This is a genomic window from Nonomuraea sp. NPDC051191 (genome assembly GCF_044455665.1).
GTDB lineage: Bacteria > Actinomycetota > Actinomycetes > Streptosporangiales > Streptosporangiaceae > Nonomuraea.
The window spans coordinates 215056-240581 of the sequence record NZ_JBITEZ010000014.1 but is presented as its reverse complement, the minus strand read 5'-3'; the positions used below and the strand labels follow the sequence as shown (position 1 = coordinate 240581).

The following is a 25526-nucleotide window of genomic DNA, read 5'->3' as shown; positions in this document are numbered from 1 at the left end:
CTCGGAGAGCTACGTGTCAATGATGGTGCAAGAAGCCATCAGGCACCAGTTCCTGGTTTGACACGAAAGGCAGCGCAGCAGCATGAGCACGCTTCCCGCTTCACTTCCCGGCGGCACCTGGACCCTGGGCGACCTGACCGTCACCCGGTTCGGCTACGGCGCCATGCAGCTCGCCGGCCCCTGGGTCATGGGCCCGCCCGCCGACCACGACGGCGCCCTCGCCGTCCTGCGCGAGGCCGTCGACCTCGGCATCACCCACATCGACACCGCCGACGCCTACGGCCCGCACATCACCAACCAGCTGATCCGCGAGGCGCTGTACCCCTACCGCGACTCGCTGCACATCGTGACCAAGGTCGGCGCGACCCGCGACGAGCAGGGCGGCTGGCCCCCGGCCCGCAAGCCCAACGACCTGCGCCGCGCCGTCCAGGAGAACTTGGAGAACCTCGGCCTCAAGACGCTGGACGTGGTCAACCTCCGCCTCGGCGACGCCCAGGGCCCCGTGACCGGCTCGCTCGCCGAGGCGTTCGAGACGCTCGTCGACCTCCAGCGGCAGGGCCTGATCCGGCACCTCGGCGTGAGCAACGCGACGCCGGAACAGGTCGCCGAGGCACGTTCGATCGCACCGATCGTGTGCGTGCAGAACATGTACAACCTCGCCCACCGCCGCGACGACGAGCTCATCGACGAGCTCGCCGAGCAGGGCATCGCCTACGTGCCCTTCTTCCCGCTCGGCGGCTTCACCCCGCTACAGTCCTCGGCCCTCACGGCCGTGGCCACCCGGCTGGACGCGACGCCGATGTCGGTCGCCCTGGCCTGGCTGCTGCAGCGGTCGCCGAACATCCTGCTGATCCCCGGCACCTCCTCGGTGGCGCACCTGCGCGAGAACGTCACAGGCGCGGGACTCTCGCTCTCCGATGAGGATCTCGCCGAGCTCGACAAGATCGGCCGCTAACCCGCGTCATCGTGATGAAGCGGATGGATCGGATTGGCCTTCGGCCGCTCAGGCAGCAGCGCCGCGAATTGGTCCCACAGCGGATCGATCAGCCATGATGGAAGGACAGGCACAGGTCTCCCCAGTAGTCACAAAGCGTCGCAACTCCATGATCACTGGCACCGGTGCCCGCCTTGTTGTCGAGGTCCCACGCCGCCTATCTGCGCGAGCTCTTGGTTGGTCACCTGCGATCCACGGCTCGAAGATCAGCGACGCTACTCGGCGAGCCAAGGGGAGGAACGAACCCTGGATCGTCGATCTCCCCCAGCACGTATGGCGACCAGCCATGCAAGGGCGATCGTGGAGCAACATGTTGGCCAACCGTCGGCCCGCTACCTCACGAGACCGTTCGATTCTCCAGCTCGTCCAGGAATCGCTACACGATGCCGGTATGCCGCACGTCCTCCCCCAATGAGGCGACCCGCCAGGTCGGTCGACAGGCGGCCGATCTCCGTGCGGATTTGGGCGAAAGGGCCGGTGTCGGACTGTCGGCGCAGGGTGCCGTTTGTGACGGACGTTCCCGTCCGAGGACACAAGGGCGGTCGGGCTCGGGTTCTGAGTGTTGTAGCCCAGCCAATAGGATCGCCCGATATGCCCGCATTTTCTCGCCGACGGCGACGGACAGCGATCACCATCCCCGTAGCCCTGACCGCCGTCCTCGGTTTGGGCACTGCGTCCACCTGACGGTACGCACCAAAGGCTCGCCCCAGCAGACGGCGACCGCGTTCCTGACTGCCTGGCAGCGCGGCGACCTGTCCGCCCTGAAAGCCCAGGTGCTGGAGCTTCCCCGAGACCTCGACGGCGTCTACAACGCCTTCACCAAGGGCTCCCAGGCCAAGCGGATGACCATCCAGGACATCCGCGTCCACCCCAAGGCCTACTTGAATGTCGGGGAGACCGCCACCTACTACGCCTCGTTCGCCGTCACCCTCGACGGACCGGTCCCCTACTCCTATGACGGACAACTGGAGATCATGGATTTCGACCGCGCCTGGAAGGTGAGCTGGTCACCGACGGCGATCCACCCCGAACTGCAAAGGTCGGCTTCAGCGAGGTGCGGCAGATCCGCGTCGTCCTCCAACGCGACGGCTCCTCCCGGCTCGTCCTTCTGGAGACACGTGCCAAGGGCGAACAGGCAGGACGACTTTTCGCCGACGAAGGCCTCAAACTGGCGGCCATTTTGGCCGACTCGGCCCAACCTGGGGTCACTGGTTAGCCGTCGCTGCGAAGACCGGTTCATCGCGCGTCACCACACGCCGTCCTACCTCGCAGAGCAGGTGAACGGGTGCAACAGGCTGGCGGAGGCTCCAGCCGTACTTGGCAGGTGCAGAGCAAGCGTGGAGCAGAAGGCCCGCTAGTAGCAGCGCCAATCCCCGTCCCAGTTGTGGGAGTCGTACGCCTCGACGATGACCCTGCGACCTCCACCATCGCCATCTTCCCCGAAGTACAGGGAGATCATCGCTTTCGACTCAGCTCCAGGGATGACCGCATTGTCATAGTGGCGGCGGATCTCCTGTGGAGTGAGCGCTGTTTGCAGCGTGATCCGGACCCGGTAGTCACAATAGGATCCGCTGCCCCCGACCAGATTCTTGCCGAAGGTCACATCGCGGTCCATCAGGAAGACGTCTCGGCTGTTCGGCGGGAGCGGGTGTGCGAGGACGCGCTCGTAAAGGTCGTCGAGGCGTGCGTTGTCGCGCCACACCGGAATCATGATCAGCAGCAACAGTCCGACCAGTGGGGCTGTCACGGCCAGGGCGACGCAGCCCCACAGGGTTCGCACCGGATCCTCCACAGATGTCGGGCCTTCGTCTTGGGGGACTGTCTATCGCACTGGTGACACGGACGTCACCACACCGCACGGCTGCTACATCGTCGGCGAGGTCGAGCCCGTCCGGTCGAGTTCAACGGCATCGCCATCACGCCTCGCGTACTCGATCAAGGCTCGCGAGATGCACGCGCCCCGCCAGACCGCCCAACCGGCTCAGAACAAGACTTCGGCCGAAAAGGACGCCCCATGATCGGGCTGACCACCGGGCACGCCGCCCGCGCCCTCGGCCACCCGTTCACCCGCCGTGAGCCCGTCCTGGCGCTCGACTTCGGCCACCAGCTCACCCATGCAGCCACCCGATTCGCCCGCTCCATCGAGCGCGGCTTCCACGGCCTCCCGGACGGCCAGTGGTGGCGGCATGAGCGAGAACCAGCCCTGCACCTACATCCCTCTGTCCCTGCGACCCGATTCCGATCCGCACCTTCGGCTTCCTTCCACACGCCGCAACTCCACGCCAGCGCCGGCGGATGGACCTGGACCTGAATGCCCGGACCGTCAGCGTTCGGCACAACACGTAGAACTCGACACGGACGAACTCCTCGTCGGGCCACCCAAGTCCCGCGCGGGTGTCCGTACGATCGCCATCCCGAAAACGATCACCCCGGCGCTCCGCGAACATCTGGACGAATTCACGGCTTCGGAAACCGACGCGCTGATCTTCACCGGGGCGCGAGGCGGCATCCTCCGACACAGCAACTTCGCCGCGCGGCCACTCGGCCCGGGTGAAAAGGCCCCTCACGCCCGGCTGATGGCACAAAGCCCCGCTTCCGCGATGGGAAACGGGGCTGTTCGACGAGGTGGGCGGTACTGGGTTCGAACCAGTGACCCCTCGCTTGTGAGGCTCGCCGCGAGAAGGTGGGACCTCGGGTGATTCGGGGTCCTACCTCGGCGAACGTTCCGCCCTGGTCCTCAATCGTCCACGCTCGTCCTGGGCCGTTGTCACTCAGATAGTCACTCAGTGGGAGCGGCCTGGCCGTGCTCCAGATAGACGGTCCTGCCAAGCTCGCGTGCAGTGGCGGCGGCCTTGACGCGACGAGCAAGCCGCTCGATCAACAGCCCGTCCAGTTCCTGGACGGGATGGAACTCGTAGGCGCTCAGCTCGTTGTCCACGAACCTGATCTGCTTGAGCAACTCGCCGTCCAAGGTGCCGCCGTCGAACACGAACAGGACCTTGTCGCCCTCCTTAGGGAGAGGCGCCCAATCGACCACGAGGAGGCGACCGATGGCCGGCTGAATGCCCAGTTCCTCTTGCACCTCTCGAACGCACGCCTCGTACGGGGTCTCCCCCGGCTCGACGTACCCGCCCGGGATGTCCATGGAGGCCTTGTACGTAGGACGGACGAGAAGCACACGACCGCTGTCATCGAAGAACAGCGCACCGGCGGCGGCACGGGCCTGGGCGAACGGCGGAGCCTCCTGATCGTTCACAGCCCCGACCTTACGCCACAGGGACTGCCTTCACACGATGTGCAGTCGCCGGGCGAGAGCTGCGAGTTGGTAACTGGGTTTGCCCTTCTGCCTTCTGATCCACGACATCGTGAGCTGGCGGCTGAGGTAGTGAGGACGCACCTGCTCAGGAGCGATGCTCTCGGCCTCCAACAGCGCGGCCATCGCGTCGTCGGTACGGTTCCACAGGCTCAGGGCATGCGCCACGGCCAGGCCATGACGAGCGCGACGTTCGATCGGAAGCCCGCTGGTATCCAGCTTCGGCCCGAGTTCCACAGCCACCTGGATGTCTCCCAGCTCGATTGCCGTGGCCACCTGATGGATACGGACGTTCGTCGGCCCGAACGCGGTCCAGACATGGTTGGCGTCACCGCCGAGCCGCACCGCCGCTTCCTGTGCCTCGGCGAGGAACGCGCGTGTCGTGCTGCGATCGTCGTCTCGCGCCGCCGCCATCGACCCGGCGAGGTACAGCGTGCCGTACACCGAAAGCAGCTCAGCCGTGGCGTGCGGGAGGTCGGGAGACAGCAGGTCGGCGGCGTCCATCGTGAGCTGCTTGGCTGCCTCGTAGCGACCGTTGGACAGAAGGGCGTGGGTCACGGAGCGAAGCAATGAGGCCGTCACGAGCTGATCACCGGATTGCCGTGCGAAGGAGAGTCCCCGCTCAGCGGCAATCCATGCGAGATCAGCCTCACCCACCTTGGCCAGGATGCTGGCAGCGGCGTGGTAGACCTGCCCGAGCACTCCCGATGCGGCCATGCGGGCGTCACCGTTCGCTGCGCGCGCAGCATGATGCGCCTCTCCCAGGAGTCCGGGCAGAGTCCGGATCACGTAGCTGTACCGGGCTCCCTGGTACGCCCTCCACGCCTCGGCAAGGGCACGTCGCAGGTCGGCCTGCCCGGAGGGTTCCGCATTCTCCACGAGCCCGGCCATCGGCGAGAGCTGCCGATAGTCCGTGATCGCGGCGCGCAGTGCTGGGATGGTCTGATCGCCGCTTCCGTCCGTCCACTCGAACAGGTGCGGCTCGGCCAGTAGATCACCGAGGGACACGTCCAATACGCTCGCCAGGGATTTGATGACGGACAGACGATCCAAGGTGATGCGGTCGTTCTCCACCTTGCTCAGCCAATCGGTGGTCCGTCCCACCAGCCCGGCCAATACGTCTTGAGACATCCCACGCCGTCGCCGGTACCAGGCCACGCGCTGGCCGATGGACAGATTGCTGGTCATTCCTCGCATGCACCTCATCCTCATCGGATGCCTACGACGGACCCCTGAATTTCTTTCCGGCCTCACAGCTCGGCCGACACATACCGTCACGCTACGTCACTGCCGTACGTGATGGGAGGTCACTCATGCAACCGCCGAACCGACACCCCACGCCAGAGAAGCACGCCGCCGATGCCCTGGCCGACGCCCTCGCCGCTCACGGCGTATCCGCAGACGTCCATGACGGCTATGGCCTGAGCCTGGTGTCCGTGTGGGTCGGGCTCGTCGTCTGGTGCGACGGCGATTGGTACTGGTGGCGGGCAGGCTGGGACGACCGCCGCAAACGAGTGCTGTACGCCCGCCATCCGGCCATCGAACCGTCGAGAGCCGCGCGCCGGGTTGCCTTCCGCTACGCGGACCTTCAACGACGCCACCCTCTCTCGGAGACGATCCGCAGTCTGCGGCCGGAATCCACGGAAGCGAGCACCCAGTGAAGGAGAGCCTGCGCAGTGGCATGCTTGCGCTGGTGTCCGTGTGGGTCGGACTGGTCGTCTGGTGTCACGGCGGGCGGTACTGGTGGCGGTCAGCCTGGGACGCGAGACGACAGCGAGTCATCCACGCTTGGCACTCCTCCGCCGAGCCCACTCGGGCCGCGCACCGAATCGCTCTCCGCTACGCCCGCCTACGAGAGTCGCAGCCGCCCTGTACGCCGGTCGTCGGAGTGCAACCATGCCCATGACCTTGGCGAAGTTGATCGCCGAGTACCCGGAGTGGCAGGTTCACGACATGGCCGCAGGGTGGGCGGCCATTCGGAAACAGTCCGTTCCCTGTAGAAGCGGGCAGTCCAACGTCCGTTGCGGGGCGACGTTGGATGAACTGGCTGCGAACCTGCAAGCGGAGACCAGGCTAGGGAAGAAGCAGAGGTCTCTTCGCGGGTCGGTCTGAACGGCCCTGCGGCTCGCCGGGCACCACCACAGGCAGCAACCCGGGTGAATCGATGGCAACCCGACCCGGAGCGCAGGGCCTCCAGGCCCGAGCACCGGAAGCGGGGCGGCAGGATCTTGAAAGCTCATCGTCGGGGCCGCCGGCCCGCGTGCGGTGGCGGGCGCGAACGGCCCCCAGGCCGCACGCGCAAGCCCGCCAGACCGCTAAGCGGGCCGGCGGCCCCGTGGCGAGCGCAGCGAGCCCTTGAACCAGTAAAGAAACTCTGAGCCAGCAATTGTCGTCGGTCCATGTCAAGATCGGCTGACATGGATGTGGACGAGTTCTGGCACCTGATCGAGGAGTCCGCGCGAGAAGCCGTTGGGCGGGAAGCGCGCCTGGAATGGCTTCATGAGCGGTTGGTGAGGCGTTCCGCGGAGGACATCATCGATTTCGCTTCATGGATGGAGGTGGCCCGACGCAAGGTGGACACCTATCTGATGTGGGGCGCGGCGCGCACCTTGCACCTGGTAGGCGGCTTGGACAGCATCTGGTACTTCTATTCGTGGATCATCAGCCTCGGCAGGGAGACCTTCGAGCAGGTAACGAGCGACCCCGACACCCTCATGGACGTTCCAGAGGTCCGACGCTACAACACCATGCAACGTGACCGCGTTCGGCGCTCGGACGAGGATCGGCCGGAGTTCGAGGAGTTGGGTTACGTAGCCGTCAGGGCGTGGGAGCAAGCGACAGGCGGCGACTGGGATGCCCTTGCCGATGCTCTTGAGGCTCGTGGTCATGTTCTCGACTCCTTGCCCAATCCCGCAGATGAGGAGTGGGATTTGGACGACAAACAGGAGTCGGCCCGAAGGTTGCCACGAATCAACCGCAATATGAGCGAGCTTTACGGCCGTGCCTAGATCACGAGGTCTATGCCGTTGTCGCTGAGTTCCTGCGGGGTGAAGTCGGCTTCGGGGTCGTCGGCGAGCTCGCGGTGGTAGCCGATCTCGTAGCGGTTGGCGGGGGCTTTGACCTCGGTGACTTCGATGGGGTGGCCGTTGGGGTGGGCCATGGTGCGGCGGATGATGAGGACGGCTTCGGCGTAGTCCATGCCGAGTGCGGCTCGTTCGTCTTCGTAGGCGATGCGGGCACTGGTGAGAGTCAGCCATCGGACAGGGCCGTGTTCGCGGATGAGTGACTGGTAGAAGAAGCCGGGCCGCTTGCGGTACTGGGCGTGGCGCTTGGGGTCGTCCCAGTCGGGGAGCATGTCGGCGTTGGTGTAGGAGTTGATCTCCAGGCGGGCCGATGCGCCGTGGATGACGGCGGTGTGTCCTCGGTGCCACATGCTGCGGCGGTGGATGATCGGGTGGCCGGCCCGGACGCTGAGCATGATCGCGACGTCGCGGTTGGCGGTGATCTTCTCGCCGGTGAAGAGCGGGGTTTCGCGGTCGCGTTGGGCGAGGTCCCAGCCGAAGGCTTGGACGTCGGGGTGGTTGCCGAGGGCGGCGAGGTCGGGCCGGTCGCGGTCGGTGATGAGGATGGCGCGGCGTTCGGGCATGGGGCGGACGAAGGAGCCGCGTCCGCGCATGACGTAGGCGAGCCCTTCGGAGACGAGGGTGTCGATGGCCTTGCGGACGGTGGGGCGGGAGACGTCGTACTTGCGGACGAGTTCGGGTTCGCTGGGCAGTGCGCCGCCGGGTGGGTAGCGGCCGTCGAGGATGGCGGCTCGTAGGTCGGTGGCGATGACGCGCCAGCGGGCGTCCTTGTCGTCGGTGGTGGTCTCCATGCTGATGCTGCGCCTTCCTTGGTAAAGCTTCCAGGACTACTTGTACTACAGGTTGACGTGCGTCGCCATGTCTGTCAACCTGTAGTACAGGACGTCAAACAAGGAGGTGGTGCCCTATGAGTAAGGAGGAACGGCACGACGAGCAGACATCCGGCACGGAATGGATGGCCGATCTCGCTCGGCTGATCAACGCCCCGGACTACGAGCGGTGGCGCTCCATGGTCGCCGCGACCGGCGGATGTGCCCACCCGGTGCACCTGGCCGGCGGGTCCATGATCGTGGACGCGGGCACCGGCGAGGTCCTGCACGCCTACACCACCGACGGCGAGCCCTCCGGACATCTCCTGGTGGCCTGCGGCAACCGGCGGGCCTCGGTCTGCCTGGCCTGCTCACAGACCTACCAGGCCGACACCTTCCACCTGATCCGGGCGGGCCTGTCCGGTGGGAAGGGCGTACCCGAGACGGTCAGCGCGCACCCCCGCGCGTTCGTCACCCTGACCGCGCCGTCCTTCGGCCCCGTCCACTCCCACCGCGACGGCCGCGCCTGCCGCCCACGCAAGCACGACACCCGATGCGAGCACGGGCGGCCGGTCGGCTGCCACCTGCGGCACCAACCCCACGACGAACGCCTCGGCCAACCCCTGTGCCCCGACTGCTACGACTACACCGGCGCGGTCCTGTGGCAGGCACACGCGGGCGCGCTGTGGCACCGCTTCACCCTCGCCCTCCGGCAAGAACTGGCCGCCCAGACCGGGATGACCCGCCGTGCCTTCGCCGAACACGTCAAGGTGTCGTTCGCCAAGGTCGCCGAGTACCAGCGGCGCGGCCTGATCCACTTCCACGCCATCATCCGCCTCGACGGCCCCGCCGGACCGCACCAGCCGCCACCTGACTGGGCCGACCACCACCTGCTCACCCACGCCATCCCACCCGCCGCGCAACAGGTCACCGCCACCACGCCACCCAGCGACCTGGGCCGGTGGACCCTCACTTGGGGCGAACAGCTCGACATCTGCCCCATCCTGTTCGACCCACGCGCCGACGGTCTCAGCGAACGCGCCGTCGCCTCCTACATCGCCAAGTACGCCACCAAGGGTGCCGAAGCCTCCGGCACCGTCGATCACCGTCTGTCCTGCCGGGCCTGCGCCGGACGCGGACGGCTGACCGCGATGACTCCCTGCGGACACTGCCACGGCACCGGCCTCAAGCCTGGCCTCACCCTCGACGCCCTGCCCGTCACCGACCATGCGCGCCGCATGATCCGCACCTGCTGGGAGCTGGGCGCACGCCCCGAGTTCCGGTCGCTGCGGCTCCGCCCGTGGGCGCACATGCTCGGCTTCCGCGGCCACTTCTCCAGCAAGAGCCGTGCCTACTCCCTCAACCTCACCGACCTGCGCAACGCCCGCGCCGCCCACCGCGCCGCCGAAGCCCGCGAACGCCACGGCCTGCCCGCTCTCGACGACGCCACCACCCTCGTCCTGGGCCACTGGCGTTTCGCCGGGATCGGCTACACCTCCGGCGAGGCGATCATGGCCGAACACATCCGCCAGCGCGTCCAGACCGCCCGCCACATCGCGGCCGCGCAGGCGGATGAATGACCCCACCCCTCCCCGCCCACGACCGGCGGCTCTACCGCGTCACCGACGCCATGCACCTGCTCAGCCTCAGCCGCAGCGTGATCTACGAACTCCTCCGATCCGGCCGGCTCCGCTCCGTCACCCAGGGACGGACCCGGCTCATCCCCGCCTCAGCCATAGAGGACTACATCTCCCTGCTCGAACAGGAGGCTCCATGACCGAACGACGCAGCCGAGGAGACGGCGGCCTGCACTGGGACGAGACCCGGCAACGCTGGATCGCCTCAGTCACGGTCGGCTACACCCCGGCGGGCAAGCGCATCGTCAAGAAGGCCAGCGGCAAGACCAAGACCGAAGCCAAGGCCAAGCTCAAAGAGATCATCCGCGACTACGAGGACGGTCTGGCCATCGCGCCGACCAACTACACCGTTGCTGACGCAGTGCGCTACTGGCTGGAACACGGTCTCGGTGCGAGGTCAGAGGCCACGGTGAAGATGTACAACACCTACGCCGACAAGCACGTGATCCCTGCCCTCGGGGCTCGCAAGCTACGCGATCTCTCAGTGGAGGACGTCGACAAGTGGCTGGCGGGCAAGACCGGCGAACTGGGCACCCGGTCGCTCAAGCTGATCCACGGCATCCTCAACCGGTCGGTGAAGAGCGCGATGCGCCGCGACAAGGTCAAGCGAAACGTCGTGGATCTCTGCGACATCCCCGAGGGACGCACTGGACGTCCCTCCAAGGCTCTGACACTGGCCCAAGCTCTCGCCGTCCTCACACAGGCGGAACAGGGTGGCGAGCGCATGCGGGCCTACATTGTCCTCTCCCTGCTGATCGGCGCTCGCACCGAAGAGCTGAGGGCACTTCTCTGGTCGCACGTCGTGGCGTACGACGAGGCCCGTGCATCCTGGCTGCCGGTGACCCAGACCGGCTGGGAGCACGACGACTTCGCGGTCTACGTCTGGCGATCCGTACGGCAGAAAGGTGACACCAAGACCGTCAAGTCTCGGCGATCACTCAAACTCCCCCGGCGTTGCGTGGAGGCGCTACGCCTGCTCAGAGAAGCCCAGGACGTCGCGCAGGAGAAGGCCGGCGACCGGTGGAAGGACACGGATCTCGTGTTCTGCACGCGCACGGGCACCCCCGTCACGGCGCACAACGTACGACGCGACTTCCGGAAGATCGTGGAGGCGGCAGGGCTCACCGGGCGGGAGTGGTCGCCTCGCGAGCTGCGCCACAGCTTCGTGTCCGTGCTGTCAGACTCCGGCGTCCCCATCGAGGACATCTCGCGCCTCGTCGGGCACTCCAACACGGTGGTCACCGAGACCGTCTACCGGCATCAAATCCGGCCCGTGATCATGCAGGGAGCTGCGGCGATGGACAAGATCTTCGGGACTTAGTCCCTCACTTAGTCACTCAGACGCCGTTTTCAAGATCAGAGATTGTATATTTTCGCTGGTGGGCGGTACTGGGTTCGAACCAGTGACCCCTCGCTTGTAAGGCGAGTGCTCTACCGCTGAGCTAACCGCCCCCGGATCGGCACTAACCTTACGACACCCGGGGGGCCGATCGCACATTCACCGTCCAGCCGGGGCCCAGTTCGGGGCGGCCGGCGGCTCGCCAGCCCAGCAGGGCGGCGCCCAGCATGCCGGCGTCGACGCCCAGCGCGGCCGGGATCAGCGGGGGTGCGTCGCGGAAGGCCAGGCGCTTGACCAGGCGCGTGCGTACGGGGTCGAACAGAGCGGGACCGGCTTCGGCCAGGCCGCCGCCGAGGACGATCACCGAGGGGTCCAGCAGCAGCGTGTACGTGGCCAGGGCGAGCGACAGGGCCTCCACGGCCTCGTCCCACACCTCGATGGCGATGGGGTCGTCGGAGGCGACCACCTGCTCGGCGCGTACGCCCTCGACGCCCGCGCGCTGGCTGTAGCGGCGTCCGACCGAGGCCGCCGAGGCGTACGTCTCCAGGCAGCCGAACTGACCGCACGCACACTGCTCGCCGTCAGGGAAGACGGGGGTGTGGCCGATCTCGCCGGCCCAGCCCGAGGAGCCGCCGTACGGGTCGCCGTTGATGATCGACGCGCCGGCGATACCGGTGCCGATGGGGAGGAAGAGGAAGTCGGAGACACCTTTTCCGGCGCCGAGGATGCTCTCGGCCAGGCCGCCCGTACGGACGTCGTGGCCCAGCATCACGGGGATGTCCAGGGTGGTGAAGTTCGAGGCGGGGACGTCCCGCCAGCCCAGGTTCGCCGCGTAGAGAGCCGCGCTTTCGGACACCAGCCCAGGGACGGCCAGACCGACGCCTGCCGGGTCGCCGTCGCCGGAGGCGGCCAGGTGGCCGATGAAGTCCGAAATGGCGGACACGACCGCCTCAGGACCGTCGGCGCGAGGGGTGTGGCGCCGCTCGCTCAGCAGCACCTCGCCGGACTCGCTGACCAGGCCGCCCTTCATGGACGTGCCACCGACGTCGAGAGCAACGACGAACGAACTCATAGCGGACACGAAAGGAGACGATAGCGCAGGTCAGCAAATGTCCGAAAAGACGCTTGAGAATCTCTCAGGTGGGAGGGGGCGGGAGTCCGTTGCATCGAGATGACGGCGGGACGGTCCCGAGCCGATGATCATCCCAGGCCGACGGCGGGGAGGCACGGGCGAGACGCGGACGGTCAAGCCCTGCCCAGCACCCGGTTCAGCGCCGCCTCGACCTCCGCCGACAGCCCCGGCGGAGCCCCCGACCCGACGTACGCCCCCTGCTCCCCGAACCCCTCCGACGCCCGAGCCATCCGGACGGCGCCGCAGCCGCGGCACTCGACCTCCCCCAACCGGCAGATGAGCGCGGTGGACCCGCACGTGCCGCAGGAGTCGAGGTCGAGATCGTGCAGTCGTTGACAGTCCGGGCAGATCAGCACCTGGGACTCGTTGCGCACCCCGCGCTGCCACGGGCTGGCGCCACGGACCGGGTCGGTCTGCCGGGCCCCGCATCGGTAGCAGGGCATCGTTCCCTCCGAGGTCAAGAAATGTCGGCGAGTGCCTTGACGTAGTCGGCGACGTCGCGTGCCGAGGAGATCGGACTGATCACCGACCACCGGATCACGCCCTCGCCGTCGATGACGAAGGTCCCCCGACGCGCGAGCCCCTTCGCCTCATCGAACACACCGTACGCCTGGGCGACCTGTCCGTGTGGCCAGAAATCGGAGAGTAGGGCGAATCCGTAACCTTCCCGATCGGACCAGGCACGCAAGGCGAACACGGAGTCGACGGACACGGCGAGCACCCGCGCGTCGAGAGGCTGGTCACGCAGCGCGGTGAGCTCGCCTTCGCAGATCCCGCTGAAGGCAAGCGGATAGAAGACCAGCACGACCTTCTCGCCCCGGAACATGGACAGTCTCACCGGGGCGCCGTGCTGGTCCTGCAGCTCGAAATCCGGAGCCATGGCGCCGACCTCGGCAGGATGTGCGTTCACAGCGACCATCCTGCCGTATCGGCCGGCCTCGGAGTTTCCTAACGTCGGCCCTTCGGGGCGACGAGCCTGGTCCCGGACCAGTCGGGTGCGGCGGAGATGCTGCTGGTCTGCGAGAGACCCGCGGTAGCGGCATCCTCCCCTATGTCGCTCGGCTCCACGTGGCCATCGCGCCCGGCCTTGGGAGTCAGCAGCCAGATCTGGCCGGCTTCGGCGAGTGCTCGCATGGCGTCGCTGAGGGCGTCGAAGAGGTCCCCGTCGCCGTCGCGCCACCACAGCAGCACAACGTCGACGACGTCGTCACTCTCCTCGTCCAGCATCTCGTTGCCGGTCAGGTCCTCGATGGAGTCGCGAAGCTCGTCGTCGACGTCCTCGTCCCAACCGATCTCCTGCACCACCTGACCCGGCTTGAGGCCAAGTCGTTCGGCCAGGCCGCGCTCGCCCTGCGCCTGACCCGCGGTCGCGCTCACGTTTATCCCTCCTGCTTGAGTGGCCCCGCTCTATGCGGTTTATCGCTTCGGCACAGTCCACACGCTGTGACCCTCAGTCGTCAACGGTCGCCACGGGTACGGCCGTAGTCGGCCAGAATCAACCCGACAAAAACGACAGGCGAACCTGACGTTGCGTGTTGTCGACATTGAGATCGACCAGCGCGACGGACTGCCAGGTGCCCAACGCCATTCTCCCGCCCAGCACGGGGATCGTGGCATATGGCGGGATCAGCGCGGGCATGACGTGTGACCTGCCGTGACCGCGCGAACCGTGGGCATGACGCCAGCGGTCGTCGGCCGGGAGCAGGTCACGCAGTGCGGCGAGCAGATCGTCGTCGCTGCCCGACCCTAGCTCCAGCAGGGCCACGCCCGCGGTCGCGTGCGGTACGAAAACGTGCAACAGGCCGTCTTCTCCCTGCGCGCGCACGAAATCTGCGCATTCAGCGGTGATGTCGTGCACGGTCTCACGTGAACCCGTGGCCACGGAGATGATTTCTGATCTCACAGGGAAATCCTACTGAGGCACAACGACGGCATCAGGGCCGGGAAAGACCAGCCCGGTGTGGCCGTCGTCGAACCGCACACTGTAGGGAGGCCCGCCGTCCGTGCCGTGGACCTCGATGATGACGCCGCCCCGCTCCCTTTCGCCGACGGTGTTGCCGTGCATCAGGAGCCGGTCTCCTGCCGTCGCATTCATACCTTCCACATTGGTACGGCGGACCGCCGAGGAAAAGAGCGGATGCCGCGTACGGCGATTTTTTGCCGGGTCTTCATTCGGGCCGAAAACAATGACCGAAACGTTACGCAAGGAGGGCGGGACGTTTCGGGCTTCGTGGCTGGACGGTGGTTCGGCGGCGGCCCTGGCCACTTCGGCGTCTCTGCTGGTCAGGGGCATGATCGCGAAGTTTCGGGGTGCCCTGTCGCTTGATGATTCCGATATGGCCTCATTTCTGCAGCGACAGGTCTGAGGGGGCCGGATCGGGTGGCGTCCCTCTGGAGGAGGAGGGGTGAGGGGACGGCGTCCGACTGAGTGTCCGCGCGCCCGCCGGCCGGTGGAGGTGGCGAGGAGCCGGCAGGCGTGGGCCTGCCGACGACTGCGGCCACACCTCTTGAATAGGCGGATAAAAGGTATGGGCTCCACGCCTGAGGCCTCGGTGGGTCGATCACGAGGCGTTGAGCGAGGCATGGCCAGACACCGCACGCCTTCGGCGCGCCGGGACAGGCTCCCAAGCCGCCTTGGGCCCTGACCCCTGCGGCACGCCTCAAGGTCCCCGCCGGGGCCAAACCCCTACAAGGTCCCCCGCCAGGCCGCGCACCCACCCGGAGCAACCCAAGGGGCGAGGTGGTGCTGGTCTGCGCCCATCGCGAACGCGAGCCCCGCCGGGCCGCACCGCGAGGTGGGTGGTTAGACTCGCGCGGCGCGCCACCCGACCCATGCCGCCAACGCCCGCTCATCATCAACACCCCCGCCGGGCCGGCCCGGCGGACACCCCGCCCACGCCGCCCAACCCGACCGACGCCCCACCGGCGCACCCCAGCCTGGCCCAAACCCGCCGACGCGCCCCCAGCCGGACCCGCGCGTCCCAGCCCCGCCCCAGCCCGGGCCCGCGTCCCAGCCCGGGCCCGGGGCCGCGGCTGCGTGAGAAGCGGCCGGTTCGGGGGAGGGGTGAGGGCGGCGGCCGACCCACCGGGACAGCCCCCTAGGATTGGGGCGAAATTTCGTCCGTTTTCTAGTCTTGTTAAATTGCTCCACCGATGTAACCTTTGGTGGCTATTCGTCCTACCATCGGTGGTCTAGGCCACCAACATGGCCCTGCCAGCAGGGACGCTCTGGTTACCCGTCAGTAGAGATGCGTTTTCTACGGCTAGCGACCAGGATGGAAGGCGACCCAGACCAGACTTCAGTCATTCTCGGAAGGCGAGACCCAGTGGCTTCCGGACGCCAGCGATTCTCGATCATCAGCGACGGCCTACCCAGCCAGCTGCCTGATGTCGACCCCAGTGAGACCAACGAGTGGCTCGAGTCTCTCGACAATGTCGTCAAGACCGAAGGCCGCACCAGAGCCCGCTACCTCATGCTCCGCATGCTGGAACGGGCCCGCGAGCACCAGGTCGGCGTGCCGGGCTTGCGCAGCACCGACTACATCAACACGATCCCGCCGGAGCGCGAGCCCTGGTTCCCGGGCGACGAGCACGTCGAACGGCGCATCCGCGCCTACATCCGGTGGAACGCGGCGGTCATGGTGTCGCGGGCCAACGCCCGCACGAACGTGGGCGGCCACATCGCCACCTACGCCTCGGCGGCCTCGCTCTACGAGGTGGGCTTCAACCACTTCTTCCGCGGCAAGGACCACGGCGAGTCGGGCGACCAGGTGTTCTTCCAGGGCCACGCCGCGCCGGGCATCTATGCCCGCGCCTTCCTGGAGGGCCGTCTCAACGAGGCGCAGCTCGACGCGTTCCGGCAGGAGTTGTCGCACGGCTTCCACGGCCTGCCCTCCTACCCGCACCCGCGGCTCATGCCCGACTTCTGGGAGTTCCCGACGGTCTCCATGGGTCTCGGCCCGATCGGTGCGATCTACCAGGCGCGGTTCAACCGCTACCTGCTCAACCGCGAGCTCAAGGACACCTCGCGCAGCCACGTGTGGGCCTTCCTGGGCGACGGCGAGATGGACGAGCCCGAGTCGCTCGGCGCGATCGGCCTGGCCGCCCGCGAGGAGCTGGACAACCTCACGTTCGTCATCAACTGCAACCTGCAGCGGCTCGACGGCCCGGTGCGCGGCAACGGCAAGATCATCCAGGAGCTGGAGTCGTACTTCCGCGGCGCCGGCTGGAACGTGATCAAGGTCGTCTGGGGCCGCGACTGGGACCCGCTGCTCGCGGCCGACGTCGACGGCGTGCTGGTCAACCAGATGAACACCACGCCCGACGGCCAGTTCCAGACCTACTCGGTCGAGACCGGCGGCTACATCCGCGACCACTTCTTCGGCGGCGACCCGCGCCTGCGCAAGATGGTCGAGCACCTGTCCGACGACGACATCCGCAAGCTGTCGCGCGGCGGCCACGACTACCGCAAGGTCTACGCGGCCTTCAAGGCGGCCCGCGAGCACGTCGGCCAGCCGACGGTGATCCTCGCCCAGACCATCAAGGGCTGGACGCTGGGCAAGGACTTCGAGGCGCGCAACGCCACCCACCAGATGAAGAAGCTCACCAAGGCCGAGCTGAAGGAGTTCCGCGACCGGCTCTACCTGCCGATCCCGGACTCGGCCCTGGAGGGCGAGCTTCCTCCGTACTTCCACCCGGGCGAGAACGACCCGGAGATCCAGTACATGAAGGAGCGGCGCGCGGCGCTCGGCGGCGTGCTGCCCAAGCGGGTCATGCGCGCCAAGCCGGTCAAGCTGCCCGGCGACGACGTCTACAGCCAGTTCCGCAAGGGCTCGGGCAAGCAGCAGGTCGCCACGACCATGGCGTTCGTGCGCCTGCTGAAGGACCTCATGCGCGACAAGGAGATCGGCCACCGGTTCGTGCCGATCATCCCCGACGAGGCCCGCACGTTCGGTCTCGACGCGATGTTCCCGACCGCCAAGATCTACTCGCCCCACGGGCAGACGTACGAGGCGGTCGACAGGGAGCTGCTGCTGTCGTACAAGGAGGCCGTGCAGGGGCAGATCCTGCACGAGGGCATCAGCGAGTCGGGCTCGATGGCCTCGACCATCGCGGCCGGCACCGCCTACGCCACGCACGGCGAGCACATGATCCCGGTCTACATCTTCTACTCGATGTTCGGCTGGCAGCGCACCGGCGACCAGATGTGGCAGATGGGCGACCAGATGGGCCGCGGCTTCCTGCTCGGCGCCACCGCCGGTCGCACCACGCTCAACGGCGAGGGCCTGCAGCACGAAGACGGCCACACGCCGCTCATCGCCTCGACGAACCCGGCCGCGGTCTCCTACGACCCGTCCTGGGCCTTCGAGGTCGCCCACATCGTCAAGGACGGCCTGCGCCGCATGTACGGCGAGCAGCCCGAGGACGTCTTCTACTACCTGACCGTCTACAACGAGCCTTACCTGCAGCCCGCGCAGCCGGCCGATCTCGACGTCGAGGGCCTGCTCAAGGGCCTGTACAAGTTCGCCGAGGCGCCGCAGACGCAGGGTCCGAAGGCCAACATCCTGGTCTCCGGCGTGGCCGGTCCCTGGGCCATGGAGGCTCAGCGGCTGCTGGCCGAGGAGTGGGGCGTGTCGGCCGACGTGTGGTCGGCGACGTCGTGGACCGAGCTGCGGCGCGAGGCGCTGGCGTGCGAGGAGCACAACCTGCTCAACCCCGACGCCGAGCAGCGCGTCCCGTACGTGACGCAGGTGCTCTCGCAGGCCGACGGGCCGTTCGTGGGCGTCAGCGACTACATGAAGGCGGTCCAGGACCAGATCGCGCAGTGGGTGCCGGGTGACTGGTCCTCGCTGGGCACCGACGGGTTCGGCCTGTCCGACACCCGCTCGGCGCTGCGCCGCCACTTCCACGTGGACGCCGCCTCGATCACGCTGGCCGTGCTCACCCGGCTGGTCAAGCGGGGCGAGCTCGACGGCGAGGTGCTGCGCGAGGCCATCGCCCGCTACCACCTGAAGAACGGCGTCACCGAAGCCGGCGGCGCGGAGAGCAACGACACCCAGTCGATGGGCGTCTGAGTCATCCGGATGGGGCGCTCCCGCGAAGAACTTCTCGCGGGAGCGCCGTCATGTCCGGGCCTCCGCGCGGTCAGACGGATGAGGCGGCACGTCCAGGAGGGGTGCGTGCCGCCTCACCCAGGTTTGACGCGGGGTCCCGTATGGTGGGCACTACTTCCCCCGGAGACACGAAGGGGAATGTTCGTATGCGACGCGTCCTAGCCGCCGCCCTGCTCGTGACGGCCGCGGGCTGCGCGAGTGCACCCGCAGAGCCCGCCACCGACGGCCCCGGCGCCGACACCGACAAGATCGTCTGGGGGCCGTGCACCGACATCAGGCGCCCGGACGGCGAGCCACCGGCCAAGACGGACGCCTCGGTGCGCTGCGGCAAGCTGGCGGTGCCCCTCGACTACTCCCGCCCTGACGGTGAGAAGCTGGAACTGGCGCTCATCAAGCTGTCGGCCACCGATCCCAAGAAGCGGCTCGGCTCGATGGTGTTCAACTTCGGCGGGCCGGGCGCCTCCGGCGTGGACACCCTCGACCAGGCGGCCAAGGCGCTCACCTCCCTGCGCGCCCACTACGACCTGGTCAGCTTCGACCCGCGCGGCGTCGAGCGCAGCTCGGGCGTCCGCTGCGGCGACAGCGCGCAGATGGACCGGTTCGTCTCGCTGAACACGCTGCCCACCAACGCGCAGACGCACCAGGAGAGCCTGGACGCCAACAAGGAGTTCGCCCGGCTCTGCCAGGAGCACTCCGGCAAGATCCTCCCCTACGTCGGCACCGTGAACGCCGCCCGCGACATGGACCGCATCCGCGCCGCCATCGGCGACCCCAAGCTCAACTACGTCGGCATGTCGTACGGCACCCAGCTCGGCGCCGTCTACGCCACCCAGTTCCCCCAGAACGTGGGCCGCATGCTGCTCGACGCGCCCCTCGACCCGACGGTCACCTTCGAGCAGCGCACGCTGACCCAGACCCGCGGCTTCCAGCAGGCGTACGAGAGCTTCCTGCGCAGCTGCGTCAAGGGCGGCTGCGAGGTCGGCAAGGACGTGACCGCCGCGAACGCCAACGTCGAGAACCTGATGAACCAGCTCACCACCAAGCCGCTGCAGGTGGACGGCCGGCAGCTCACCCAGGGCCTGGCCTCCACCGGCGTGGCCGCCGCCCTGTACTCGGAGCTGACCTGGCCGTTCCTGGAGAAGGCGCTCGGCGACGCGCTGAAGGGCCACGGCGAGGCGCTGATGTACCTGGCCGACTCCTACACCGGACGCTCGGAGGACGGCACCTACTCCACCCAGATGACCAGCTTCCCGGCCATCACCTGCGTGGACACCGCCGAACGGCCCAGCGAGGCCGAGCTGCGGCGCACCGAGGAGGCGGCGCTGAAGATCTCGCCGCTGTTCGGCAGCGAGGGCTCGGGCGGGCTGTGCCGGGTGTGGCCGGCACAAGGCAGTAACCAGGCGCGGCACGTCAACGCCACCGGCTCGGCACCGATCCTGGTCGTGGGCGGCAAGGGCGACCCGGCCACGCCGTACCAGTGGGCGCCGCGGCTGACGGCCCAGCTCAGGACCGCGCGGCTGGTCACGTACGAGGGCGAGGGGCACGGGGCGTACCTGTCGGGCAGCAAGTGCGTGCAGGGGCTCGTGGACGCGTACCTGGTGGAGGGCAAGCTGCCCAGCAGGGGCGCGACCTGCCCGGCGGCCTAGTGTGTGACGGGTGACCGACAACGACACCTTCATCACCCGGATCGAGGACGAGGCCGCGCGGTTGGCGGCGCTGGCGACCGACCTGTCGGTCCCGGTGCCGACCTGCCCGGGATGGACGTTCGCCGAGCTCGTCACGCACGTCGGCCAGACTCATCGCTGGGCGGCGTACGTGCTGCGCAACCAGGTGCGGGAGCGCGTCTGGTCGCGGCAGGTGCCCAGCGGGCTCGCGGAGGGGGCGAGCGGCGACGCCGCCTGGCTCCTGGCGGGGGCCGCCGACCTGCTGGACGTGCTGCGCGCCACCGACCCGGACCTCGCGGTGTGGACGTGGGGGCCAGACCTGCGGGCCGGGTGGTGGGCGCCCAGGATGCTCTTCGAGCTGGTGATCCACCGGGCCGACGCCGAGCTCGCACTCGGCCTGGACCCGGAGATCCCGGCGGCGACCGCCGTGGACGGCATCGAGGAGTTCCTGCACAACCTGCCGTACGCGACCTGGGTGAGCCGGTCGCTGGCCGGGCTCGGCGCGGAGGGGGCCACGATCCACCTCCACGCGAGCGACGTCGACGGCGAGTGGACCGTGACGCAGGGCGCCGCCGGGGCGGTCAGCTGCGTGCGCGGCCACACCAAGGGCGACGCCGCCGTACGCGGCCCGGCGAGCGAGCTGCTCCTGCTGCTCTACGGTCGGCGGCCCCCGCGGTCGCCGGCCGTCTTCGGCGACCGCGACCTGCTGACCCGCTGGCTGGCGGCCGCCGCCTTCTGAGAACGCCCCCTGCCGGGGGAAGGGGCCCTGGACGCGCCGCCGCTCGGCGATCGGCGGCGTGTCCAGGGCGGGTGAACCGCTCCGAGACGGGACGACCTCGGTCGCGCGGCCCCGGTTCGGCGGGGAAGGTGCTTCCCCGGGGGCGCGATCGCGGGCACGGTCCCGCGCGCTCCGGCGGCGTCCGCCGCCGGGCGGGCTCACCTGCGGTGAAAGACTCCGAACAGACTCCCCGAGACGTCACGCAGATAGGCGAAGTCGGTGCCGGCGCCGTCGTCGATCACCTTCATGACCACCTTGCCGCCGAGCGACTCGCTCTTGGCGCACGCGGCCTCGACGTCGGCGACCTGCACGTGGAACACCGCGTGGGCGGGGAAGTCGCCCTTGGTGTTGAACAGCCCGCCGCCGGTACGTTCGCCGCCCGGGTAGTTGACCATGCGGTAGTCGAGCGGGCCGTCGTCGTCGCGGCTGAACGACCAGCCGAACAGCTCGCCGTAGAAGCGCTCGGCGCCTTCGGGGTCGTCGGTCGCTACCTCGAACCAGGTCACCGTGTTGTCCATCGTCATCTCCTCGTCTTTCGAACAAGACAACGATGTATCGCTATGGCGACAACCCTATGTCGGTGTTTTCGCATGTTTAATCGAGCATGGTTCCGCGTACGACCATCTCCGGCACGTCGGGGGCGAACCCTTCGAGCGGCCGCTCGGGACAACGCTCGACGGTGACGACGGCCGAGGCCATGCGGTCGAGCCGGAAGACGCGGACGTCCTCCCGCAATCGGCACCACGCCACGAGGTACCAGAAACCGCCGCGCCCGCCCAGGAACACCCCCGGTTCGACGTCGCGCGAGGTGAGCGCACCCTTGGCGTCGGCGTAGTCGAGCCTGAGCACGCGCCGCCGCAGCAGCGCCTCCTCGATCGCCCGGGAGATGCCCTCGGCGCCGAGCGGCCGGATCTGGGAGCCGGGCTCGGGCGGCTCGCTGACGAGCTGCACCCGCCGCGCCAGCTCCCTGGCCAGGTCGCCCTCGGGCCCCGGCATGGCCGAGACCACCTTGCGTAACGCGCTGCGGGCCTGGCGGCCGAACGGCTGGTCGCCGGCCTGGCTGAGCGCCACCGCGATGGCCACCGCCTCGGCCGGGGTGAAGTTGAGCGGGGGCAGCGACATCTTCTTGTCGAGGGCGTAGCCGCCCCTGCGACCGGGCTCGGCGTAGATCGGCACCCCGGACCCCTGCAACGCGGTGATGTCGCGCTCGATGGTGCGCACGCTGACCTCGAACCGCTCGGCGAGCTCGCGGGCGGAGCGGCAGCGTGGCGCGATGGCGCGCAGGTCCTCGACGAGCGCATAGAGCCGGTCGGTACGGTTCACAGCCGGAACGCTACGCGCCGCCACCGACAATCACCGGCCCCGCACGGGCCACGCAAGAACGCCCTAACCGCCCGGACACCCACCTCTCACGCCGCCGTCCACCCCAGGAGCCGCGCCGGGACTCACGCCGCCGTCCACTCCAGGAGCCGTTCCAGGGGCCAGGTGTTGACGATGCGGCCGGCCTCGATGCCGCACCGGGCCGCCCGCTCGCAGCCGAACCGCTGCCAGTCGAGCTGACCGGGCGCGTGCGCGTCGGAGTCGATCGAGAACACGCACCCCATCTCGTACGCCAGCCGCATGAGCCGCTTGGGCGGGTCGAGCCGGTCGGGCCTGGAGTTGATCTCCACGGCGACCCCGAACCGCCGGCACGCCTCGAAGACCAGCTCGGCGTCGAACTCCGACTCCGGCCTCTTGACCCCGCGCTCGCCGCCGGCCCGCACGACTCGCCCCGTGCAGTGCCCCAGCACGTCGACCAGGGGGTTGGCGACGGCGGTGACCATGCGGCGGGTCATCTCCTCGCGGTCCATGCGCAGCTTGGAGTGGACGCTGGCCACGACCACGTCGAGCCGTCCGAGCAGGGCCGGGTCCTGGTCGAGCGAGCCGTCGAGGTTGACGTCGACCTCGATGCCGGTCAGGATCCGGAACGGCGCCAGCCGCTCGTTGAGCCCGGCCACCACGTCGAGCTGCCGTTCCAGCCGCTCGGCCGACAGCCCCTTGGCCACGGTCAGGCGCGGCGAGTGGTCGGTCAGCGCCCAGTACTCGTGGCCGAGCCCCCTGGCGGCCTCGGCCATCTCCTCGATCGGCGAGCCGCCGTCGGACCAGTCGGAGTGGCTGTGCAGGTCGCCCTTCAGCGCCTCGCGCAGGGTCGCGGTCTCGGCGTCGAGCTCGACGCCCTCGGTGGCCCGCAACCTACGCAAATACGTCGGAACCTGTCCGTCGAGGGCTTCGTTGATCACAAGGGCGGTGACCTTGCCGATGCCGGGGAGGTCGCCCAGCCCGCCGGCGGCGGCCAGCCGTGTGAGCTCCCCTTCCGGCAGGTCGTCCACGACCGCGGCCGCGCGGCGGAACGCGCGGACCCGGTAGGTGGGCTCACCTGCGCGTTCGAGCAGGAAGGCGATCTCGCGCAGGGCCTGAACCGGTTCCATGAGTCCATTCATACCCGAGCGGACGGTCACCGGCGTTGAACGGGGACAAGGCCCACCGATAGGCTGATCGCCCAGGAAAGCAGGAGCTAGATGGCATATCCGCCGCCGCACAAGCCGGCCCCCACACCCCCGCGCAAGTCGTCCAAGGCCGTCCCGCTGACCATTCTCGGGGTCCTGTCGGTGATGCTGGTCGGCTACTGCGCCGCCACCCAGGACGACGACGACGTCACCGCCGACTGCGTGGTGCAGCTCGACGACGGCACGTACGAGGTCGTCGACGACGACTACTGCGACGACGACGGCGGCAGCGGCGGCAGCGGGTCCCACTTCTACGGCGGTTCGCGCGGCGCGTACCTGTGGTACTACGGCGGCCACCGGGTGGGCAACCGCATGCAGGGCGGCACCACGTACCGGCCGTCGGACGTCAACATCTCCAGCCGCAGCGGCAAGTCGATCCAGCGCGGCGGCTTCGGCAACAGCTGGGGCGGCGGGAGCTGACGTGCGCCGCGAGCATGGCAACGTCCGTCCCGGCTGGGAGAAGACGATCGAGAGCCAGGGCCTGGCCTACCACCGGGCGGCCCACCCCGAGGGCCTGAACAGGCCCTACTGGGACGAGTCGGTCCACTATGTCCTGTCCCTGGAGGAGGTGGAGTCGCTGGAGGCGCAGGTCGAGGAGCTGCACGGCATGTGCCTGCGGGCCGTCGAGCACGTCGTCTCGACCGGCCGCTACGCCGACTTCGCCGTCCCCGAGTGGGCCGGGGACGCCGTGGCGCGCTCCTGGGAGCGCCGCGACCCTCACCTCTACGGCCGCTTCGACCTGCGCTACGACGGCACGGGCCCGGCCCGGCTGCTGGAGTACAACGCCGACACGCCGACGTCGCTGCTGGAGTCGTCGGTGATCCAGTGGTTCTGGCTCCAGGACACCCACCCCGGCGACGACCAGTGGAACTCCATCCACGAGCGGCTGATCGAGCGGTGGCGCGAGCTGCCGCTGCCGCCCGGCCCCACGCACTTCGCCTTCACCAACGCCGACGAGACGGGCGAGGAGGCCATGACGGTCGCCTACCTGCAGGAGACCGCCGAGCAGGCGGGCCGCCGGACGGTCGCCGTGGCCATGGAGGACATCGGCTGGGACGAGCTCAACCGCCGTTTCGTCGACGCCGGCGAGGAGATGATCCGCTCGGCGTTCAAGCTCTACCCCTGGGAGTGGATGCTGGCCGACGACTTCGGCCGGCACGCGGTGCGCTACTCCACCTGGATCGAGCCGCTGTGGAAGTCGCTGCTGTCGAACAAGGCGCTGCTGGCCGTGTTGTGGGAGCTCTACCCCGGCCATCCGAACCTGCTGCCCGCCTACCTCGACGGCCCACGCGAGCTGACCTCCTACATCGCCAAGCCGCTGCTCGGCAGGGAGGGCGCGTCCATGCGCATCGTCACCCCCGAGGGCACCCGGGAGACGCCGGGCCGCTACGGCCAGGAAGGCTACGTCTTCCAGGGCTTCGAGGCCCTGCCCGCCTTCGAGGGGCAGCGGCCGGTGCTCGGCGCCTGGGTGGTCGCCGACGAGGCCGCCGGGCTCGGCATCAGGGAGACCACCGGCCTGATCACCGACGACACCTCCTCCTTCGTCCCTCATCGCATTGCGAGCTGAAGCACCCCCGTGATTGGAAATGACGTGACCCTTCTCGAAGTACTGGCCCGCGGCGCCGGCGCGATCGCCGCGTACGCCGCCGTCGGCGTGATCCTCCTGATCGTCGGCTTCTACGTGATCGACTGGGCCACGCCCGGCAAGCTGAGCGAGATCATCCGCACCGAGCGCAACGCCAACGCCACGCTGCTCACCACGTCCGCGCTGGCCGCGATCGGCCTCATCGTGGCCGCCTCCATCTGGTCCTCCGGCGGCCGGCTGGCCGAGGGGCTCGCGGGCACGGCCGTGTTCGGGCTGGTCGGCATCGTGGTGCAGACCGTGGCGATGCTGGTGTTCGACAAGGTCGTCGGCATCTCCGTACGCGACCTGGTGAAGGAGCCGGAGCTGCAGCCCGGCGCGCGCCTGCTCGCGGTCACCCACGTGGCGATCGGCCTGATCACGGCGGTTGCGGTCATCTGAAACACCACGGTTACGGTCATCGGAACCGACCTGGCACTCTAGGAGGCGTGACAGACCGGACTCGGGAGGACACCACCCGCAGGCTCGAGCGTGCG

General features: G+C 68.5%; 27 protein-coding genes, 1 tRNA gene and 1 pseudogene. 13 read left to right on the top strand and 16 right to left on the bottom strand.

The genetic code is table 11. The features are described 5' to 3' along the window. Positions 1-82 precede the first annotated feature (82 nt). The gene (locus ACIA8R_RS37100) at positions 83-955 is read left to right on the top strand and encodes an aldo/keto reductase family oxidoreductase (protein ID WP_364090557.1); all 873 of its coding nucleotides are present in this window, start codon (positions 83-85) and stop codon (positions 953-955) included. Between the two features lie 20 nt (positions 956-975). Here ACIA8R_RS37100 and ACIA8R_RS37095 read toward each other — a convergent pair. Then, positions 976-1068 (bottom strand): annotated as a pseudogene (locus ACIA8R_RS37095) (IS5/IS1182 family transposase); the annotation flags it as partial. Positions 1069-1377: 309 nt separating this feature from the next. Between ACIA8R_RS37095 and ACIA8R_RS37090 the strand changes: the two are divergent. Further along, complete coding sequence (locus ACIA8R_RS37090; protein WP_397042337.1) at positions 1378-2352, top strand: NTF2-like N-terminal transpeptidase domain-containing protein; 975 nt, start codon at positions 1378-1380, stop codon at positions 2350-2352. On the opposite strand, the gene ACIA8R_RS37085 is transcribed toward ACIA8R_RS37090, so the two are convergent. The 4 genes from ACIA8R_RS37085 to ACIA8R_RS37070 all read right to left on the bottom strand — a co-directional run bounded on the left by ACIA8R_RS37085 (position 2349) and on the right by ACIA8R_RS37070 (position 5495). Next, entirely contained in the window at positions 2349-2774 is a 426-nt protein-coding gene (locus tag ACIA8R_RS37085) for a hypothetical protein (RefSeq protein WP_364091065.1), read from the bottom strand. The two genes, ACIA8R_RS37090 and ACIA8R_RS37085, sit on opposite strands and share 4 nt — an antisense overlap. 201 nt (positions 2775-2975) lie before the next feature. Next, positions 2976-3203 carry a hypothetical protein gene (locus tag ACIA8R_RS37080; protein ID WP_397042336.1) on the bottom strand — a complete coding sequence of 76 codons (228 nt, stop codon included), beginning with the start codon at positions 3201-3203 and terminating at the stop codon, positions 2976-2978. Between the two features lie 570 nt (positions 3204-3773). Continuing rightward, positions 3774-4250 carry an NUDIX domain-containing protein gene (locus ACIA8R_RS37075; protein ID WP_397042335.1) on the bottom strand — a complete coding sequence of 159 codons (477 nt, stop codon included), beginning with the start codon at positions 4248-4250 and terminating at the stop codon, positions 3774-3776. A 30-nt stretch (positions 4251-4280) separates the two neighbouring features. Continuing rightward, positions 4281-5495 (bottom strand): helix-turn-helix domain-containing protein, encoded by a 1215-nt coding sequence (locus ACIA8R_RS37070; RefSeq protein WP_397042334.1) that lies wholly within the window; start codon positions 5493-5495, stop codon positions 4281-4283. 125 nt (positions 5496-5620) lie between these two features. Here ACIA8R_RS37070 and ACIA8R_RS37065 point away from each other — a divergent pair, with 125 nt between their 5' ends. Together ACIA8R_RS37065 and ACIA8R_RS37060 are read left to right on the top strand one after the other, a co-directional pair. Beyond that, positions 5621-5968 carry a hypothetical protein gene (locus ACIA8R_RS37065; protein WP_397042333.1) on the top strand — a complete coding sequence of 116 codons (348 nt, stop codon included), beginning with the start codon at positions 5621-5623 and terminating at the stop codon, positions 5966-5968. A 756-nt stretch (positions 5969-6724) separates the two neighbouring features. Beyond that, on the top strand, positions 6725-7315 hold the full coding sequence (locus ACIA8R_RS37060; RefSeq protein WP_397042332.1) for a DUF4240 domain-containing protein: 591 nt from the start codon (positions 6725-6727) through the stop codon (positions 7313-7315). Here ACIA8R_RS37060 and ACIA8R_RS37055 read toward each other — a convergent pair. Further along, positions 7312-8181: a GntR family transcriptional regulator gene (locus ACIA8R_RS37055; protein ID WP_397042331.1), complete on the bottom strand. Its 870-nt coding sequence runs from the start codon at positions 8179-8181 to the stop codon at positions 7312-7314. The two genes, ACIA8R_RS37060 and ACIA8R_RS37055, sit on opposite strands and share 4 nt — an antisense overlap. A gap of 116 nt (positions 8182-8297) precedes the next feature. On the opposite strand from ACIA8R_RS37055, the gene ACIA8R_RS37050 reads away from it, so the two are divergent. Genes ACIA8R_RS37050 through xerC form a run of 3 tightly spaced genes read left to right on the top strand, consistent with a single transcriptional unit; the run spans position 8298 to position 11157 of the window. Further along, positions 8298-9779: a replication initiator gene (locus ACIA8R_RS37050; RefSeq protein WP_397042330.1), complete on the top strand. Its 1482-nt coding sequence runs from the start codon at positions 8298-8300 to the stop codon at positions 9777-9779. Continuing rightward, the gene (locus tag ACIA8R_RS37045) at positions 9776-9976 is read left to right on the top strand and encodes a helix-turn-helix domain-containing protein (RefSeq protein WP_357704615.1); all 201 of its coding nucleotides are present in this window, start codon (positions 9776-9778) and stop codon (positions 9974-9976) included. The genes ACIA8R_RS37050 and ACIA8R_RS37045 overlap by 4 nt, the downstream gene beginning before the upstream one ends. Then, entirely contained in the window at positions 9973-11157 is a 1185-nt protein-coding gene (gene xerC, locus ACIA8R_RS37040; protein ID WP_397042329.1) for a tyrosine recombinase XerC, read from the top strand. The genes ACIA8R_RS37045 and xerC overlap by 4 nt, the downstream gene beginning before the upstream one ends. 56 nt (positions 11158-11213) lie before the next feature. On the opposite strand, the gene ACIA8R_RS37035 is transcribed toward xerC, so the two are convergent. The 7 genes from ACIA8R_RS37035 to ACIA8R_RS37005 all read right to left on the bottom strand — a co-directional run bounded on the left by ACIA8R_RS37035 (position 11214) and on the right by ACIA8R_RS37005 (position 14600). Continuing rightward, positions 11214-11288 (bottom strand) — tRNA-Val (locus ACIA8R_RS37035). A 17-nt stretch (positions 11289-11305) separates the two neighbouring features. Beyond that, a complete protein-coding gene (locus ACIA8R_RS37030; protein ID WP_364091044.1) occupies positions 11306-12247 on the bottom strand; it encodes an ROK family protein in 942 nt (313 codons plus the stop codon). A 173-nt stretch (positions 12248-12420) separates the two neighbouring features. Then, on the bottom strand, positions 12421-12750 hold the full coding sequence (locus tag ACIA8R_RS37025; protein WP_357698473.1) for a hypothetical protein: 330 nt from the start codon (positions 12748-12750) through the stop codon (positions 12421-12423). A 14-nt stretch (positions 12751-12764) separates the two neighbouring features. Further along, positions 12765-13226: a peroxiredoxin gene (locus ACIA8R_RS37020; protein WP_357698475.1), complete on the bottom strand. Its 462-nt coding sequence runs from the start codon at positions 13224-13226 to the stop codon at positions 12765-12767. A gap of 29 nt (positions 13227-13255) precedes the next feature. Next, positions 13256-13684 carry a DUF3052 domain-containing protein gene (locus ACIA8R_RS37015; RefSeq protein ID WP_357698477.1) on the bottom strand — a complete coding sequence of 143 codons (429 nt, stop codon included), beginning with the start codon at positions 13682-13684 and terminating at the stop codon, positions 13256-13258. Positions 13685-13802: 118 nt separating this feature from the next. Continuing rightward, complete coding sequence (locus ACIA8R_RS37010) at positions 13803-14210, bottom strand: secondary thiamine-phosphate synthase enzyme YjbQ (protein WP_357698479.1); 408 nt, start codon at positions 14208-14210, stop codon at positions 13803-13805. Positions 14211-14219: 9 nt separating this feature from the next. Continuing rightward, on the bottom strand, positions 14220-14600 hold the full coding sequence (locus ACIA8R_RS37005; protein WP_397042328.1) for a DUF1918 domain-containing protein: 381 nt from the start codon (positions 14598-14600) through the stop codon (positions 14220-14222). Between the two features lie 982 nt (positions 14601-15582). Here ACIA8R_RS37005 and aceE point away from each other — a divergent pair. The 3 genes from aceE to ACIA8R_RS36990 all read left to right on the top strand — a co-directional run bounded on the left by aceE (position 15583) and on the right by ACIA8R_RS36990 (position 20823). Beyond that, complete coding sequence (gene aceE / locus ACIA8R_RS37000) at positions 15583-18381, top strand: pyruvate dehydrogenase (acetyl-transferring), homodimeric type (protein WP_357698483.1); 2799 nt, start codon at positions 15583-15585, stop codon at positions 18379-18381. Between the two features lie 185 nt (positions 18382-18566). Next, the gene (locus tag ACIA8R_RS36995; protein WP_397042327.1) at positions 18567-20066 is read left to right on the top strand and encodes an alpha/beta hydrolase; all 1500 of its coding nucleotides are present in this window, start codon (positions 18567-18569) and stop codon (positions 20064-20066) included. A 10-nt stretch (positions 20067-20076) separates the two neighbouring features. Continuing rightward, the gene (locus ACIA8R_RS36990; protein ID WP_397042326.1) at positions 20077-20823 is read left to right on the top strand and encodes a maleylpyruvate isomerase family mycothiol-dependent enzyme; all 747 of its coding nucleotides are present in this window, start codon (positions 20077-20079) and stop codon (positions 20821-20823) included. A gap of 197 nt (positions 20824-21020) precedes the next feature. On the opposite strand, the gene ACIA8R_RS36985 is transcribed toward ACIA8R_RS36990, so the two are convergent. From ACIA8R_RS36985 to ACIA8R_RS36975, 3 genes are all read right to left on the bottom strand, one after another. Beyond that, the gene (locus tag ACIA8R_RS36985; protein ID WP_397042325.1) at positions 21021-21380 is read right to left on the bottom strand and encodes a VOC family protein; all 360 of its coding nucleotides are present in this window, start codon (positions 21378-21380) and stop codon (positions 21021-21023) included. 76 nt (positions 21381-21456) lie between these two features. Then, positions 21457-22185, bottom strand: a complete 729-nt coding sequence (locus tag ACIA8R_RS36980; protein WP_364090584.1) for a YafY family protein — start codon at positions 22183-22185, stop codon at positions 21457-21459. A 122-nt stretch (positions 22186-22307) separates the two neighbouring features. Next, entirely contained in the window at positions 22308-23330 is a 1023-nt protein-coding gene (locus ACIA8R_RS36975; RefSeq protein WP_397042324.1) for a PHP domain-containing protein, read from the bottom strand. A gap of 90 nt (positions 23331-23420) precedes the next feature. Here ACIA8R_RS36975 and ACIA8R_RS36970 point away from each other — a divergent pair, with 90 nt between their 5' ends. The 3 genes from ACIA8R_RS36970 to ACIA8R_RS36960 are packed head-to-tail and all read left to right on the top strand — an operon-like array spanning position 23421 to position 25431. After that, entirely contained in the window at positions 23421-23828 is a 408-nt protein-coding gene (locus tag ACIA8R_RS36970) for a hypothetical protein (RefSeq protein WP_357698495.1), read from the top strand. Between the two features lies 1 nt (position 23829). Further along, positions 23830-24975 carry a glutathionylspermidine synthase family protein gene (locus tag ACIA8R_RS36965; protein ID WP_397042323.1) on the top strand — a complete coding sequence of 382 codons (1146 nt, stop codon included), beginning with the start codon at positions 23830-23832 and terminating at the stop codon, positions 24973-24975. Positions 24976-24999: 24 nt separating this feature from the next. Next, a complete protein-coding gene (locus ACIA8R_RS36960) occupies positions 25000-25431 on the top strand; it encodes a DUF350 domain-containing protein (protein ID WP_364090593.1) in 432 nt (143 codons plus the stop codon). The last annotated feature ends 95 nt before the right edge of the window (positions 25432-25526 follow it).

Excerpts from the sequence above, each read along its gene's own strand:
- ACIA8R_RS37070 (WP_397042334.1), bottom strand. The coding sequence starts at position 5,495 with ATGACCAGCAATCTGTCCATCGGCCAGCGCGTGGCCTGGTACCGGCGA.
- ACIA8R_RS36970 (WP_357698495.1), top strand. The coding sequence starts at position 23,421 with ATGGCATATCCGCCGCCGCACAAGCCGGCCCCCACACCCCCGCGCAAG.
- ACIA8R_RS36995 (WP_397042327.1), top strand. The coding sequence starts at position 18,567 with ATGCGACGCGTCCTAGCCGCCGCCCTGCTCGTGACGGCCGCGGGCTGC.
- ACIA8R_RS37065 (WP_397042333.1), top strand. The coding sequence starts at position 5,621 with ATGCAACCGCCGAACCGACACCCCACGCCAGAGAAGCACGCCGCCGAT.
- ACIA8R_RS37060 (WP_397042332.1), top strand. The coding sequence starts at position 6,725 with ATGGATGTGGACGAGTTCTGGCACCTGATCGAGGAGTCCGCGCGAGAA.
- ACIA8R_RS37090 (WP_397042337.1), top strand. The coding sequence starts at position 1,378 with ATGCCGGTATGCCGCACGTCCTCCCCCAATGAGGCGACCCGCCAGGTC.
- ACIA8R_RS37050 (WP_397042330.1), top strand. The coding sequence starts at position 8,298 with ATGAGTAAGGAGGAACGGCACGACGAGCAGACATCCGGCACGGAATGG.
- ACIA8R_RS37020 (WP_357698475.1), bottom strand. The coding sequence starts at position 13,226 with ATGGTCGCTGTGAACGCACATCCTGCCGAGGTCGGCGCCATGGCTCCG.
- aceE (WP_357698483.1), top strand. The coding sequence starts at position 15,583 with ATGGAAGGCGACCCAGACCAGACTTCAGTCATTCTCGGAAGGCGAGAC.
- xerC (WP_397042329.1), top strand. The coding sequence starts at position 9,973 with ATGACCGAACGACGCAGCCGAGGAGACGGCGGCCTGCACTGGGACGAG.
- ACIA8R_RS37100 (WP_364090557.1), top strand. The coding sequence starts at position 83 with ATGAGCACGCTTCCCGCTTCACTTCCCGGCGGCACCTGGACCCTGGGC.
- ACIA8R_RS37005 (WP_397042328.1), bottom strand. The coding sequence starts at position 14,600 with ATGCCCCTGACCAGCAGAGACGCCGAAGTGGCCAGGGCCGCCGCCGAA.
- ACIA8R_RS37030 (WP_364091044.1), bottom strand. The coding sequence starts at position 12,247 with ATGAGTTCGTTCGTCGTTGCTCTCGACGTCGGTGGCACGTCCATGAAG.
- ACIA8R_RS37045 (WP_357704615.1), top strand. The coding sequence starts at position 9,776 with ATGACCCCACCCCTCCCCGCCCACGACCGGCGGCTCTACCGCGTCACC.
- ACIA8R_RS37055 (WP_397042331.1), bottom strand. The coding sequence starts at position 8,181 with ATGGAGACCACCACCGACGACAAGGACGCCCGCTGGCGCGTCATCGCC.
- ACIA8R_RS36985 (WP_397042325.1), bottom strand. The coding sequence starts at position 21,380 with ATGGACAACACGGTGACCTGGTTCGAGGTAGCGACCGACGACCCCGAA.
- ACIA8R_RS37025 (WP_357698473.1), bottom strand. The coding sequence starts at position 12,750 with ATGCCCTGCTACCGATGCGGGGCCCGGCAGACCGACCCGGTCCGTGGC.
- ACIA8R_RS36975 (WP_397042324.1), bottom strand. The coding sequence starts at position 23,330 with ATGGAACCGGTTCAGGCCCTGCGCGAGATCGCCTTCCTGCTCGAACGC.